The organism is Bacillus paralicheniformis, assembly GCF_001042485.2.
In the GTDB taxonomy this organism is placed as follows: Bacteria; Bacillota; Bacilli; order Bacillales; family Bacillaceae; genus Bacillus; species Bacillus paralicheniformis.
In genome coordinates, this window is record NZ_LBMN02000008.1 from 36,831 (window position 1) to 51,140 (window position 14,310).

Genomic DNA, 14,310 nt, shown 5'->3' on the forward strand with positions numbered 1-14,310 from the left:
TTTATATTTAATTTTCCAGCCTCATTTTCATCACTGCCGCCAATTGCTCCGCATGGGGATCTCCTTCATTTTGCAATTGATCAATGATGTTCATGTAGTCTGTATCATTTCGGTTTTGACTTAATTTATATGCAGCCTGAATGTCTTCCACCTTAATCTTAAACCCGACAATCGCTTTCAGTTGTCTTTTTAAAAGTTGAGGAGAAAGGTTATCCCATAAAATTGGATTTTCTCGGTGTTTTTCGTATTTTCCCATCATAATTGTTAATTCTTCTATTAATTCATCTCTCTCTAGAATGCTTGCTTGACCGTATATATGGACGGCTTGATAATTCCATGTTGGAACATCCTCATGCCCATACCAGGAAGAAGAAATGTATGCGTGCGGCCCCTGAAACATAACAAGCACATCTTGACAGGTTTCAAAAGTTCTCCACTGCGGATTTCCAAAAGAGACATGGCCGGTGATATAGTAATCATCACCTTTTTTATTGAATCCCAAAGGCAAATGCGTAGCGATTGGCTTCTCTTGTTCTGTCGTAACAATCGTGCCAAAAGAGTTTTTTTGGACAAAATCCAAAATTTCATCAACATTTTCGACTTTAAAATATTTTGGAATATACATCGTCATCCTCCTTTCAAAAAAGTTATAGGAGTGTTTTGGTCATGATCAAGTCCGTTTGTTCTTCATATCCCATATAAAAAGAGTGAGCACCGGTTTGAACAAACCCCATTTTCTTATAAAAAACAATTGCGTTTTCGTTTTTTTCCCATACGCCCAGCCAGATTTTCTTTTTATTCAGTTCCTTCGCAATTTCCATAGCTTTATTGAACAGATATTTGCCAAGCCCATGTTTTTGAAACTCGTTCTTGATATAAATTCTCTCAATTTCAAGTGATTCATCACCCATTTTTTCAGTTTGGGCCTCATCAGTATTGACCTTTAAATATCCAGCAATTTCATTGTTACAATAGACAAAAAAGAATTGCGAAGCTTTGTTGGATAGTTCTTTTTCTAATTGTGTTAAGTGAAACGCCTTTTCCAAATAGGCCTTCATATTTTCCGGCGAGTTCTGATGCTTAAATGTCTCATTAAAAGTTTCATAACCAATTTCTTGAAGCTTTTGTAAGTCTTCAAGGGTGCATCTTTTTATATTTACTGTCATTTCAATCTGCCGCTCCTTTATGCCGTCAATAATTTCTCTTGTTCCCCTTTTTCACGAACTCCCAGTCTTTTTCTACATTTTTTCTTACTCTTTGAAGAAGATTGAAGATGGTCTCCGCTTCCCCCTCGGAAAACCCCTCTAATGCCACACGATTCGAATGATCATTTTCTCTTTTTATAAAAGGAAATACCTCATTCCCCTTTTCCGTCGGAAAGAGTTTTTTTATTTTTTTGTTATATTCATCATCTCTCCTTTCAATAAAGCCTTTCATTTCAAGTTTTTTTATAGCGCGGGCTGCGGTGGTCCGGTCCACTTTAATCATTTCAGCTAACTTCTCCTGAATGATTCCCGGGTTTTCGCATATTCGGACAAGGTACAAATATTGCCCTTTTGTCATGTCATGTTCTTTAAATTCGATATTGCTTATAGAATCCAAAGCCCGGGCAATCATCCCAATTTCACGAAGAATATCCTTCATCATAAACTCCTTTCGAACATGTTTTTGTTGCAAATACAACATAAATGGCGTACATTAAATATACCGAAATTTTGTTGTATTTGCAATAAAAATAAAGAGGGCGAGTTAAGTGAAATATGTTTTTTATGTATTAGGAATTTTAATCTTAACCCTTGGGATTGCTTTTACGATTCAATCAGATCTTGGCGCTTCGCCTTTTGACGCACTTTTGGTGGGACTGTCCATACATGTGGGGCTTACTGTGGGAAGTTGGGAAGTCATCATTGCTTTGCTATTCATAGGCTGCAATTCTTTTTTAAAAAGCCAAAGACCGGAAGTTTCAGGGATGCTAACGGCGTTTATAACGGGGATCGGCATTGATATGTGGCTTTTTTTCCTGCACTTTTTTTATCACACCAGAACAATGGTGGAGCAAAGTGATTTGTTTTGGAATCGGCTTGGTTGTTACAGGTTTAGGAACCGCGACATACTTATACACAAATTTTGCTCCGATGCCAATTGACCGATTCACATTCATCATAAAAGAATTAACGAGAACCAACATATTTGTTTCGAGAACCATCATTTACCTCGTCTTCTTGACAGCGGCCGTCATCTTAAAAGGACCGATTGGCATCGGAACTTTATTAACCGTTTGTTTAGGAGGGCTTGTTCTTCATTTTTTTATGCCGTTTGCTGGAAAAGTATTAGGCCGCTTTACAGACGCTCGTATATTACGATAAGAAATGTTTTTAATGCCACTCCCTACTTTTTCACAGAACTTTTATTGAAAATCATCAATATGATTCCGGATGCTATTAGACTTACAATCAAGGAAGAGAGAGATAATCTAAATATATTTTTCACTCCATTAATGAACAATGACCATAAAACATATATGATGATTGCACTTAAAGTAAACATTCTGAACCATCTAGGTATTGCGAGCCAAACTTTCAATAGATAAGTTGAGAGTTTCCCCATTTTGCGCCTCCTTGTTATCTATTCGACCTTTTACCAAAGCCTAACATAGTTAAAAACAAAAAAGAAAAAAATACCAAGGACTCATAACCCTTGGTATTCCGGTGATACTGCCGAGAAAACTTGAACCTTCATGGGGGGTTCCCCCATAAGGACTTCAATAAAAGTGAAAGTATTTTGTCCGTTACAAAAGTTATTTCAAGCATTTGAAATTTGTATTTTGGGCATAAAATGTTACTGTTCAAGCAACATGAATGTGTTCTTATCGAAACGAATGAGGGATTTATACTAAGTTTTTGTCTTGAACTCCCGAATTGATTGCATCCGGATTATCTTTTACCTCCACGAGACCATGCCACCACAGGAATGAGTAATAAGGATAAGATTCCTCCAGTAAGTGATAATGTTAGATAACTTGAACCTGCCACAATCATTCCGGACAATGCGCCGCCGGCAGCTCCTGACAATGCAATTAGAACATCCACCGTACCTTGTGTTTTCGCGCGTGTGGCCGTTTCAGTTGAATCAACAATCAGTGCAGTCCCGCTTATCAAACCAAAATTCCACCCTAATCCCAGTAAAGAAAGAGCAATGACGATAAGAACCATAGAATCTCCTGGTGCAAATGCTGCTATTAAGCCCGCCAGAAGCAGCGTAGTTCCAGATGCAATCGCCATTGCAGTACGTCCCAACTTATCAACAAGAACTCCTGTAACCAGTGAAGGGAGATACATGGCGCCTATATGAAAACCAATAACAAGACCAACTGCACCCAAGTCATGCCCATGATGTCTCATATGAACCGGTGTCATTGTCATAATAGCGACCATTACAATTTGGGTAAGAACCATAACTGCCGCACCAACAATTATGCCTCTTTTGTTTTCTGTGTGTTCAGTTGTTGTCAAATGTCCTTTATCACTTGGTTCTTGCTTGATCGATTCGATTGTTCTTGCGATAACTAATGGATCTGGACGAAGCATGATGAAAAGAACAACACCTGCTAAGATATATGCCGCCGCGGCTAAAATGAAAGGGCCCGCTAGTGACGGAACACCGATAGAATGGGCGAAACCCCCCATCACATTCACTAAATTCGGACCCGCAACCGCGCCAAATGTCGTCATAACCATTGTCACACTGACAGCAGTCGCCCGCTGCTTACGATTTGCCAAGTCCGTACCTGCATAACGAGCTTGTAAATTTGTCGCTGTTCCAGCACCGTAAATAAGCAATGAAGCAAATAACAAGAAAATACTATTTATGATTGCTGCAATGATGACTCCTATTGCTCCAAGACCGCCAATCATAAAACCGGCTGAAAGACCTGCACGACGACCATAGCGTTGAGAAAGTCTGCCTACAAATAAGGCTGCCCCCGCTGATCCTAAAGTAAATAAAGCTGTCGGGACCCCTGCGTAAGCATCCGTTCCGAGCATTTGCTGAGCAATAAGGGCACCGACAGTAATTCCTGCCGCCAGCCCTGCACCGCCAAAAATTTGTGAAACACTTACAACAAATAATGTACGCTTGTATAACGTTTTTTGTTTTTCTGGGGAACCAATGTAGCTTTGTAATGAAGCTGATTGAACGTCTAACGATTTTACACTTTCTTTGTGCAGCATATCTAACCTGCCTTCCTTGATCAACCTCCAACTAGATTTGAATCATCATAACACGCGCAAAAAAACCATACAATATTGAAATTGTATGGCGGACAATAATTAGGCAAGATCGTTTAGCAAGCGCCTAAGGATTATTAATCCTTTTTCAAGCTCTTCGAGCGTTTCTGGTGCACATACAGAAACCCTTACCGCCCTTTCCGGACAACTATTCCCAACTACGAAGCGTTCAGCCGCATACACTTGCACTCCATGTTCAGCAGCTAATTTTTCAAATTCAGCACCTGTGATCCCACCCGGTAACAACAACCACCGAAAGATGCCTGTTTCACCACCTAAACACGTATAGTCAGCAAAATATCGATTTGCGATTTGGTTTCTGCAAATCGTTTGTTCACGATGCCCCTCAATTAAGACTTCAAATTGATTTGATACAATCGTGCGCGCAGCAAGTTCTGCTAATAGCGGGGAAACCGTTATATTTAAATTATAAAGCGCCCTCGAAACCGGCTCCTTAAATTGATACGGCACTGCAACATACGCCAGTCGCAGCCCCGGTGCCAATGATTTAGATAAACTTGCGATATGGATCACCTGTTCCGGCGCGAATGATGCAAGGGCTGGAAGTGGATTTTTGCCAAGAAGATGGTACGATGCATCTTCAATAACAAACAAATTATACTTCTTTGCAATTTCTGCAATGATCTTTCGATTCTCTACAGACATAAAGGAAGCTGTCGGATTATGGTAATCCGGGATCAAATAAATGCCTGTAATGTTTTCATTTTTATAAGCATATTCAAGTGACTCCGGCTTCATTTCACCGTTCTCGGATTTTATCGGTACAATTTGCACACTTAGCATTGATGCAACAGTTTTTAATCCGGATATGTATGATGATCAACACCAATGCGGTCTCCAGGCTTACAAAGACCCGCCAATGCGGCAGCGATCGCATTTTGTCCCCCATTTGCAAATAAAATGTGCTCAACGGTCGTTTCAAAACCGCCTCTTCGAATTAGCTTTACAGCTGCATCCTTTTGCCAAAGGCTTTCGCCCGCCCGGCCATAACCAAACCATTTTTCATAATCTGTCTCTTGCAGCATGTTGCTCAAATGGAGCATGAGCGGCTCGTAAGAAGCATGATCCGGCAGTGTTGCTCCCATTTCAATGAGCTTTGGCTTTGTATCCTCAAGTAAATACGCATTCGATAACGCATCATACGATACAAATGTGCCGCTCCCAACAGTTGCACTTAACAGGCCCTTTAACTCACACATTTTAAACGCCTTTGAAATGGTACTCAAATTTAAATCCAAATAATCAGCCAGTTCCCGCTGAGGAGGAAGTTTTGTTCCAGGCAATAAAACTCCGTTTACTATATCCTGCTCCAATTGCCTTGCAAGTGCTTTATAAATGGGCTTTTCAGTTTTATCAATCGATGGCTTCCAGCTCATCGGATAGTTTTCAAAAGAATTGATCGGCATGATACGCCATCCTTTTTTCGTTCTATTATATGGTTGTGCTGTTTATAAAACAATTATAAGAAATGACGGACAAGTTAGACTGCGACTTTAAGTAATAGGTACTAAATCGACAACATCAGGTGGAAGTCCGGCTTTTATAAATGCAGCAATTCATTTTTCTTGAATGTTGAACTTTTTCAATGTAGTTTGCTACTTTATAAAAACCGTTTTTCGCCTTTTTGGCATAATTTTTTAGCAATCACGGCTTTTCCAAGTATGTACCCGAGTGCTTGTTCAGCTAGTTTTTTGGCTAACGCCGAAGCCCAGTGCTGAGCATGGAAACTCTTTGATGTTTAGGATTATCATGAGCGCCATGATATGAATTTCTTTTTGAGACAGTTGTCCTACAGATGGATAGCTAACAGTCTGGGTGATATTTCTTTGTTGTGTCTGCGCTGTAGTAGAAGCTGCACTTACACTAGGAGCTAAAAACAAAGACAATATTGACATAATCTCAAAAGAGTGCAAGTTTATTTATAGAAGTATTAACCTAAGGAGCCAATAACAAATCATGAATAATGTTTCATTAATATATAAGGAATTTGGTGATCCGCTTCAAAAATTACAGCTATATACCGGAGAAAAGCTTCCTCTTCAGCCAAATGAAATTCTTGTTAAAATGATTGCCAGTCCAATTAATCCATCAGATTTGCTTCCAATTAGAGGGGCCTATTCTCATAGAATTAAGCTGCCGGCTGTTGCAGGATATGATGGTGTGGGAATTGTCATAGATCAGGGCAAAGATGTATCACCATCATTGATTGGAAAAAGGGTCCTCCCTGTAAGAGGAGAGGGAACTTGGCAACAATATGTAACCACCAAAGCTGATTATGCAATAGAGCTGCCTCCATCAATAAGTGATAACGACGCCAGTCAACTGTATATTAATCCATTAACAGCCTGGCTAATTTGTACGGAATCATTGCGTGTTCAGCCGAATGAAATTGTGTTAATGAATGGCGGAGGTACATCTATTGCAGGTTTGTTTGCGCAAATTTCTACAATACTGGGATTCCGTTTAATTGTCATTACAAGAAACAGCCGCAAGATAGAAAAACTTCAAAAACTTGGGGCATGGAGAGTCATCGACGCTTCCAACGGTTCTATATATGAACAGATTTCTGATGCTTGCGACATCGGTGTTGACCATGCAATTGACTCTGTTGGAGGAGAAAGCGGCGAACTGCTGGCGAGGATGTTAAAACCTGAAGGAACGTTTGTCAGTTATGGTCTGTTGTCAGGTATACCAAACGATTGGCGAAAGTTACACAATGTATACCATGTGTCACCACAATTATTCGCCTTAAGACTCTGGAACGAGAGACATTCCGTTTCTGAATACCGCAATCGCTTCTCGCAGGTGATTAAGCTCGTTGAGAGCGGAAGAATGGTCATCAATGCTCCAGAAAAAGTATATGATTTTGAAGATTTCTATGATGCGTTGAAGCATTATGAACAGCCGGGTTTGAATGGAAAAATACTGTTGAACTTTGCATGAAGGAGATGTAACCAAAAGAAAGAAAAAGTAGTAGTTGTAATTGAAAAGAAAAATAAAAAATTTATATAAATTCCGCATTTTGTCAATCGATTATGTTATACTGTAAACAACCTTTGAAGCGTTAAATCTTTTTCTATTACCTTTTACCACCTCCCTACTCGAACGTTGAGTAGGGTTTTTTATTAAGCATTATACAGAGAACATAAAAAAACAGGCCCTATATAAAGAGCCTGTTTGTATAAACGATTGAAGATTAAGCAGTTTTTTGAACGTTAGCAGCTTGAGCTCCGCGAGGACCTTGCTCAACGTCAAATGTTACTTTTTGACCTTCGTCTAATGATTTGAATCCGTCACTTTGGATTGCAGAAAAGTGTACGAATACATCGTCTCCATTTTCACGTTCGATAAATCCAAAACCTTTTTCTGCATTAAACCATTTAACTGTACCTTGTTCCATTTTTGTTGCCTCCTAGTGCGTTACCGCACATTGTATTACTATCCTTGCCCAAAGTATCATCAAGACGAAAAGTCAATATTCATACTATCCTTTACACCGAACAAAAATAATTCTTCTTTATCATAACAGGAAACGGAAATAATTGCAAATCATATTATCGTTTTATTCATGGCATTTTTTCTTAAACGTGTGGATAGTAGTGCAGAAGCGGTAGGCGTCAATTATGCTGCATCAAATATATAACATGTCTAAGAGGTTTGAAAACACCGTGAAAATGAATCGCGAGTGTCTTCAAACCTTTTTCTTTGCTAAAATTGATTTTCTTTAAAAAGCTCTGCTGTTTCTTGTTCATGATGTCTGTTCCTCAAACAATCAATGTTCACGGTCTAAAAAGAACAATTCCCATAGGGAAGCAGGGAGAGAGTTTTGCCCGATAAAGAGCCGGGTATAATTTTCATACGCCTTTTGTATCCCGGCCAACTCTGCAAATCAGTTTCGAGTTTCCAATAAAGAGGGCTAAGAACGATACTTATATGATGTATGACACTGGGACTTCAAAGGCAATAAAACGTACACTTAGAAACTCATCAGGGAAGGGGAAACTTTAAAAAATGAATGACCAAAACCTAAAGACTTTGAGAAAACTGGTTACACCTTATGAAAACTCCGATTTACAAAAAAGTATTTCTCAAATCATTAACACATTGGTACCATTTTTCCTGTTATGGTGTTTGGCATATAAGAGCTTGTCGATTTCTTATTTCCTCACATTAGCGATTTCTATCGTTGCGGCAGGTTTTTTAGTGAGAACCTTCATCATCTTTCATGATTGCTGCCACTATTCCTTTTTTAAAAACAAAATGGCGAATCGAATCCTTGGAACAATTACAGGAATTCTGACTTTGCATCCTTTTGATCACTGGGGACGCGACCATTCTGTCCACCATGCGACAAGCAGCAACTTGGACAAACGCGGTACAGGCGATATTTGGGTACTGACCGTTGAAGAATATAAGGAAGCCTCAACTAAGACAAAAATAATGTACCGTTTGTACAGAAATCCGTTTGTTATGTTTATGATTGGGCCGATTTACGTCTTCGGGATTACCAATCGTTTTAATCGTAAAGGGGCAAAACGCAAAGAACGGATGAATACGTATGTAACGAACCTGGGAATCGTCGCTTTGACAGCACTTTTATGCTGGGCTATTGGCTGGGAAAACTTCCTGCTGGTTCAGGCGCCAATTTTTATGATATCGGGATCTCTCGGAATTTGGATGTTTTATATTCAGCATACGTTTGAGGATTCTTATTTTGAAGAAGATGAGCATTGGGAATATGTAAAAGCAGCAGTTGAAGGAAGCTCTTTTTATAAGCTTCCAAAAGTCATGCAATGGCTAACAGGCAATATCGGTTTCCATCATGTTCATCATTTAAGCCCGAGAGTCCCAAACTATAAGCTTGAAGAAGTGCATAACAACATTAAACCATTGCAAAACGTTCCGACCATTACACTGGCAACAAGTCTTAAGTCATTAAAGTTCCGCCTGTGGGATGAAGAAAGCAAAAAATTTGTTGGTTTTAGCCACTTAAAAAAAGCTTCTAAAAACCAAATATCAGTACACCTAAGAACGGATTAAACAACTAATCGATGATAACCGGCAGTGTATCTTGCAGAATAAAAGTGCAGACTCGCACAAGGTTTTGTGCAGAGGTCAGCTTTAGTGTCAAATATACTTGCAGACTTGGACAATGCTGTACATTTTTTGCCGATTTTCCGAAAAAAAATAATACCAAAGGTAATTAAAAGTTTGGTATTAATTGGTGTTCAACCGAGAGACCTGAACCTCCCACGGGGTTGGCCCTCAATAAAGTGAAAGCTTATCATGGTTTATGAAAGCTTATTTTCATTGCATCTATTTAATCGATTACACAAAATTTGATTGTTTTTTATTAATTATGGAGTAAGATTTTCAGTAAAGCTTACCAAAGTTGATTTTCTAGTGAATATTATCACCGGACTGCACCATTCTTACCGTTTTTTGCCCCACTTAATATCATAAAATGCACCATCATAAACCATAAATTGCACGAGGTTGATATGTGAACCTGACGGAACAAGAATTTCGTCAGGTTCTTTCTGCAATTTGGCTCTTGTTATATCAAAGTAATCTAATCAAAAATAAAATCATTTTATACTTTTGTATAAGTTTACTTTACTTTTGTAAAAAGTGAGTTTATAATTTGATTCAAGAGGTGATGGTCGTGAAGAAAGATTTTGGTGATTCGATATCAAATAAGGTTTATGAATATCGTGTACTTGCCAGATTGTCTCAGCAAGAATTAGCGGAGAAAGTCGGGGTTTCCAAACAAACCATTTTCGTAATGGAAAAAGGAAATTATGTTCCGACTCTGCTGTTGGCTTTTCGAATTGCTGAATTTTTTAATGTTGATGTAAACGAAATTTTTACTTATGTGAAAGGAAATGATCAAAATGATAAGTAAGTTTTTCTCAGGTATCCATAACGCAATTTTTTCCCCTTTAAGGTCCTGGGCTGAACAATCTCCGGGAAATTGGAATATTCTCATCATTGTTGGTTTTTTACTGGTTTATGGTAGCGGGATTTTGGTCTATGTATTTTATAAAAAGCTTGGAAAAGACGACGAACGGACAAATAAAATCTATTTGAAAAGTAGTTCCTATATGCTGTGGGTCATTATTCTATGTGACATGATTTTTCCTAAAGATGATATGTGGACCATCTTTTTCTTGTACAAATATGCGCTGGCATTTTTAGCTGCTGGGATTTACCTATCGGTCCAATATAAAAAGGATTTTTCATAAGGAAAAACAGGGGAGTGAAACTCAGCCATGAGCGGAGGATTAGACAATACCTCCTTACAGACTGATGATAATCCCCCCTTAAGCCAGAGAGTGCTGAATTCCTATGTTAAAAAGCCGCCAACCTGCTGAATGATGATTGGCGGCTTTTTTATAAGCTGTGGTGCAACTTATGATATTCAGTGGTGCATTACACGATATTGGATGGCGAAAAAGATGGTTAGCGTGGTGAAATCGGTCGATAATATTTACTTGGTCAAAAACAACTTCCTCACGGGCGTACTTTTCAATTACAGCCCTAAATTGTTCGACTCGTGGGGAGTAGACATACTAAAACACCAAGGGCGTCAAACCCTTGGTATCTCTGGTATGCAGCCGAGAGAACTTGAACCTCGGCGGGTTGCCCCCACTAGCCACTCAATATAAAGTGGAAGCTGATCACGATTTATGAAAGCTTGTTTTCATTGGATCTCTTAACACCTATTACATAAAATTTCATTGTTTTTTAAGGAGTAAGCTTTTCAAACGAATTCCGTAGAGCTTACCAAAGTGGTCATTTTTGCTTTTTTAACATGGTCTATCCATGAGATTGATGACAAAAAAAGAGTATTCAATCCAACGATTTTTTATAATAGTTCTTCCAAGATTCGATTTCACTAATAATCACTATTGTCTTTTTTTTCGTTAATTCGAACTTCGACCGCTATCTTGGAGTTATTTTGCTCTTCGGCTGCGAAGATTTTAGAGAAAAATTAGCCGATATAAAAGGAATTCCTCACTTTACGAATGAAGCAACTGAGGAAATACTTGCAGGGTACAAATCAGATGGAATACATGCAAAAATCATTAATAGCGCATTAAAATAAAGCAGGCATATGCCTGCTTTAAAATTTATACTGGTTCAAATTCTTTAACCTTGCTTTCCCTTTAATCCAGTGTTTTCCTATCAAGGCCTAAACAATCGTTTTCCCCACTCCGAGGAATACATTGGAATCCCAACTAAAAGACCGTCGCCTCTTAGTCACTCACATTAACAATGATTATAAAATGTCTCAAGGAACGATCAACAGCCGCTACCCCTGATTAAAGATGATCTGTTACCACACTGTTACGTTAGAACTTCCACTACTTTGATATCCCTCTGTCGCTAAGACTTGATAAGACCAAATACTACCCAGATTCATTCCATGACTCTTCCATGCTCTAACATGATTGCTGAAAGTGATTTTAGCGTTGCTTCCAGTTGGTCTCTTCGTCTGGCGAACACTCCAGTACTGCGTGAAAGTAGTTTTTTCGCCATCAATGGAAGGTGCATTATAACGTGTAGTTGTATATATGTCATATGTGCCGCCATCACTTTTTACAGTACCTTTATACGTTCCAGTAGGTCTATAAGTACCCCATGAATCCACTACATAATATTCTATGAGAGGTGATCTCGTCCAACCATATAAAGCCAAATATCCATTGCCATTCGGCGCCCAAACTCCGGCATTATAGTTTATTGTCCTAGATGGCGAACCTGTAGTCCAACCTTTACCAACAACGAAATTTCCGGTATTAGACCAATTAACACTGTAATTCCCTCCAGGCCCATTGACAGCGTTTACTGTTCCGCCGCCATCAGTCCAATTTTGCCAGTAGTCTGGGCTAGCTGCAGAGGCGGTTGCCGAAAACAAGCTAATACTCATTAAAGCTGCCGTTACTCCAACTAAGAAATTCTTTTTAAACTTAAACATATGTTACCTCCCATAATATTTTTTCTGACTTTGACATGAGGTAGCACTCGTATATATTTAAAACATTATTTATTACTAACGCCAAAGCTTTTGATCGTCCCCTTCAATATAATATCACGAATTCATGAGTGAATATTAATAATATCTGTAAATTAATTACAAAGACCTAAAAAATTACATTATAAGTGTTCTTGTAACACCATAGCCTTATCCTCTTTTCGCAGAATCACAATTCTTGTTTCTAAATCTGATGGAGTAAATTAATCCCCATTCAAACCATTTCGTATGAAGGAGATATACATTAGAGATTGTGAAGTTACGGACACCTTTTCCCCAACAAACAAAAGGAAATGGCTGATAAATTATATGACTTACTTTAAGTTAGTGGACACTTTTGGACACAAAAACACATTTTCATTGAAGAAACAAAAAATACCAAGGGCGCTTAAACCCTTGGTATTCCTATGATGCGGCCGAGAGGACTTGAACCTCCACGGGGTTGCCCCCACTAGGCCCTCAACCTAGCGCGTCTGCCATTCCGCCACGACCGCATGATATGTTGTTTTTAAAGTGCGGGTGAAGGGACTCGAACCCCCACGCCGTAAAGACACTAGATCCTAAGTCTAGCGCGTCTGCCAATTCCGCCACACCCGCGTAAAAAAACAATGGTGAGCCATGAAGGACTCGAACCTTCGACCCTCTGATTAAAAGTCAGATGCTCTACCAACTGAGCTAATGGCTCAAATATAATGGCTGGGCTAGCTGGATTCGAACCAACGCATGACGGAGTCAAAGTCCGTTGCCTTACCGCTTGGCTATAGCCCAACATATGAGAAATGACCCGTACGGGATTCGAACCCGTGTTACCGCCGTGAAAGGGCGGTGTCTTAACCACTTGACCAACGGGCCATATGAAGTCAGCATCATATTTTCCTAATGGCGGAGAAGGAGGGATTTGAACCCTCGCGCCGCTTACGCGACCTACACCCTTAGCAGGGGCGCCTCTTCAGCCACTTGAGTACTTCTCCATTGGCTCCACAGGCAGGATTCGAACCTGCGACCGATCGGTTAACAGCCGATAGCTCTACCACTGAGCTACTGTGGAATGATCAGACTCATTTTATTATAAATATGTCGACAAAATGTGTCAAGAAGAACAATTTGTCTTTGTGGCTCGTCTTGCGACGGCTTTTATAATTTATCATAGACAAGCCTGATCAGTCAACCCTTTTTTATGATTTCTTTTATTTTCCCTCCGCATTTGCCGCAGACGTAACGGTTTGTATCCATTTTCTGCTTTCGGAGAAACGTTTGTCCGCATGCGTCGCACTTGTATGTGCGTACTTTTCTTTGCGGCTTTTTCTCTCCTGCGAGCGGCGTGCAGAATCGCGGCGCACCGACTTCCTTTAATAGCGTTCTAAAATCTTTGTCGCGGTGCTTGTAGCCTTTTCCTTCAAGATGAAGGTGGTAATGGCACAATTCATGCTTGATGATGCCTTCAAGCTCATTTTGCCCGTGCTCTGTCAGGTATTTTTTATTCAGTTCGATATTGTGGGAATTCAGCAAATACCTGCCTCCGGTCGTTTTCAGGCGGCTGTTGAAATAAGCGCGGTGCCGGAACGGTTTTTTAAAGTATGTGAGCGAAAGCTGTTCTGTCAGCTGCTGCAGTTGTTGTTCGTCCATTGCTTCGGTCCACCTCATTTTTAAAAACATTGAACAGGACAAATTCCGGGCGGCATAAACTAATACACAACACCCATACTCTTATGATAAGAGCCTGAGGAGGGATGAGCAATGCCGAATTGGCTCAAAAGCCAGATGCAGAGAGCTTTTTATGAAAAAGATCATTACCAAATTAAATTGCTGAATCAGTGCTGGTATTTTTACAGAAAAAAACACTGCTGATAGACAGTGTTCATCGGAGCCCGAATGGTCATTCTTCTGTTTCCTCATCATCTTCACCGGTCCTTTTATCATCTCACACAATGGCGCCCGTTACTCCCCAAATGGAGCTGACCGCCC

At 39.6% G+C, this 14,310-nt stretch carries 12 protein-coding genes, 7 tRNA genes and 3 pseudogenes; 6 read left to right on the forward strand and 16 right to left on the reverse strand.

Features of this window, described 5'->3' with window-relative positions:
- Window positions 1–7: 7 nt before the first annotated feature.
- The 3 genes from ACH97_RS06895 to ACH97_RS06905 are packed head-to-tail and all read right to left on the reverse strand — an operon-like array spanning window position 8 to window position 1,644.
- Window positions 8–625, reverse strand: a complete 618-nt coding sequence (locus ACH97_RS06895; protein WP_020450287.1) for an FMN-binding negative transcriptional regulator — start codon at window positions 623–625, stop codon at window positions 8–10.
- Window positions 626–647: 22 nt separating this feature from the next.
- Window positions 648–1,166, reverse strand: coding sequence for a spermidine/spermine N(1)-acetyltransferase (gene paiA, locus ACH97_RS06900; protein WP_048349927.1), 519 nt, complete (start codon window positions 1,164–1,166; stop codon window positions 648–650).
- A gap of 25 nt (window positions 1,167–1,191) precedes the next feature.
- Entirely contained in the window at window positions 1,192–1,644 is a 453-nt protein-coding gene (locus tag ACH97_RS06905) for a MarR family winged helix-turn-helix transcriptional regulator (protein WP_020450285.1), read from the reverse strand.
- A gap of 109 nt (window positions 1,645–1,753) precedes the next feature.
- Between ACH97_RS06905 and ACH97_RS06910 the strand changes: the two are divergent.
- Window positions 1,754–2,366: pseudogene (locus ACH97_RS06910) on the forward strand (YczE/YyaS/YitT family protein).
- Between the two features lie 567 nt (window positions 2,367–2,933).
- Here the strand turns inward: ACH97_RS06910 and ACH97_RS06920 are convergent.
- A complete protein-coding gene (locus ACH97_RS06920) occupies window positions 2,934–4,229 on the reverse strand; it encodes an MFS transporter (RefSeq protein WP_048349925.1) in 1,296 nt (431 codons plus the stop codon).
- Between the two features lie 99 nt (window positions 4,230–4,328).
- Window positions 4,329–5,713: pseudogene (locus ACH97_RS06925) on the reverse strand (aminotransferase-like domain-containing protein).
- Window positions 5,714–6,263: 550 nt separating this feature from the next.
- Between ACH97_RS06925 and ACH97_RS06930 the strand changes: the two are divergent.
- Window positions 6,264–7,250 carry a zinc-dependent alcohol dehydrogenase family protein gene (locus ACH97_RS06930; protein WP_020450277.1) on the forward strand — a complete coding sequence of 329 codons (987 nt, stop codon included), beginning with the start codon at window positions 6,264–6,266 and terminating at the stop codon, window positions 7,248–7,250.
- A 253-nt stretch (window positions 7,251–7,503) separates the two neighbouring features.
- Here the strand turns inward: ACH97_RS06930 and cspC are convergent, their stop codons facing one another.
- Complete coding sequence (gene cspC, locus ACH97_RS06935; protein ID WP_003179166.1) at window positions 7,504–7,707, reverse strand: cold shock protein CspC; 204 nt, start codon at window positions 7,705–7,707, stop codon at window positions 7,504–7,506.
- A gap of 611 nt (window positions 7,708–8,318) precedes the next feature.
- On the opposite strand from cspC, the gene desA reads away from it, so the two are divergent.
- The 3 genes from desA to ACH97_RS06950 all read left to right on the forward strand — a co-directional run bounded on the left by desA (window position 8,319) and on the right by ACH97_RS06950 (window position 10,552).
- On the forward strand, window positions 8,319–9,347 hold the full coding sequence (gene desA / locus ACH97_RS06940) for a Delta(5) desaturase DesA (RefSeq protein WP_048349924.1): 1,029 nt from the start codon (window positions 8,319–8,321) through the stop codon (window positions 9,345–9,347).
- Between the two features lie 619 nt (window positions 9,348–9,966).
- The gene (locus ACH97_RS06945; protein WP_041817157.1) at window positions 9,967–10,212 is read left to right on the forward strand and encodes a helix-turn-helix transcriptional regulator; all 246 of its coding nucleotides are present in this window, start codon (window positions 9,967–9,969) and stop codon (window positions 10,210–10,212) included.
- Complete coding sequence (locus ACH97_RS06950) at window positions 10,202–10,552, forward strand: hypothetical protein (RefSeq protein WP_020450274.1); 351 nt, start codon at window positions 10,202–10,204, stop codon at window positions 10,550–10,552. Before ACH97_RS06945 ends, ACH97_RS06950 begins: the two co-directional genes overlap by 11 nt.
- 237 nt (window positions 10,553–10,789) lie before the next feature.
- Here ACH97_RS06950 and ACH97_RS23995 read toward each other — a convergent pair.
- From ACH97_RS23995 to ACH97_RS06995, 10 genes and pseudogenes are all read right to left on the reverse strand, one after another.
- Window positions 10,790–10,870, reverse strand: a pseudogene (locus ACH97_RS23995) (hypothetical protein); the annotation flags it as partial.
- Between the two features lie 776 nt (window positions 10,871–11,646).
- The gene (locus tag ACH97_RS06955) at window positions 11,647–12,288 is read right to left on the reverse strand and encodes a glycoside hydrolase family 11 protein (RefSeq protein ID WP_020450272.1); all 642 of its coding nucleotides are present in this window, start codon (window positions 12,286–12,288) and stop codon (window positions 11,647–11,649) included.
- A 468-nt stretch (window positions 12,289–12,756) separates the two neighbouring features.
- Window positions 12,757–12,839, reverse strand: a tRNA-Leu gene (locus ACH97_RS06960).
- Between the two features lie 20 nt (window positions 12,840–12,859).
- A tRNA-Leu gene (locus ACH97_RS06965) sits at window positions 12,860–12,942 on the reverse strand.
- Window positions 12,943–12,954: 12 nt separating this feature from the next.
- Window positions 12,955–13,030, reverse strand: a tRNA-Lys gene (locus ACH97_RS06970).
- Window positions 13,031–13,038: 8 nt separating this feature from the next.
- A tRNA-Gln gene (locus tag ACH97_RS06975) sits at window positions 13,039–13,113 on the reverse strand.
- 12 nt (window positions 13,114–13,125) lie between these two features.
- Window positions 13,126–13,197, reverse strand: a tRNA-Glu gene (locus ACH97_RS06980).
- A gap of 28 nt (window positions 13,198–13,225) precedes the next feature.
- Window positions 13,226–13,316: transfer RNA gene (locus ACH97_RS06985), tRNA-Ser, on the reverse strand.
- A 2-nt stretch (window positions 13,317–13,318) separates the two neighbouring features.
- A tRNA-Asn gene (locus ACH97_RS06990) sits at window positions 13,319–13,393 on the reverse strand.
- A 116-nt stretch (window positions 13,394–13,509) separates the two neighbouring features.
- Complete coding sequence (locus tag ACH97_RS06995) at window positions 13,510–13,971, reverse strand: SprT family protein (protein WP_020450271.1); 462 nt, start codon at window positions 13,969–13,971, stop codon at window positions 13,510–13,512.
- A 111-nt stretch (window positions 13,972–14,082) separates the two neighbouring features.
- On the opposite strand from ACH97_RS06995, the gene cmpA reads away from it, so the two are divergent.
- Window positions 14,083–14,193, forward strand: coding sequence for a cortex morphogenetic protein CmpA (gene cmpA, locus ACH97_RS23395; RefSeq protein WP_023857852.1), 111 nt, complete (start codon window positions 14,083–14,085; stop codon window positions 14,191–14,193).
- Window positions 14,194–14,310 lie beyond the last annotated feature (117 nt).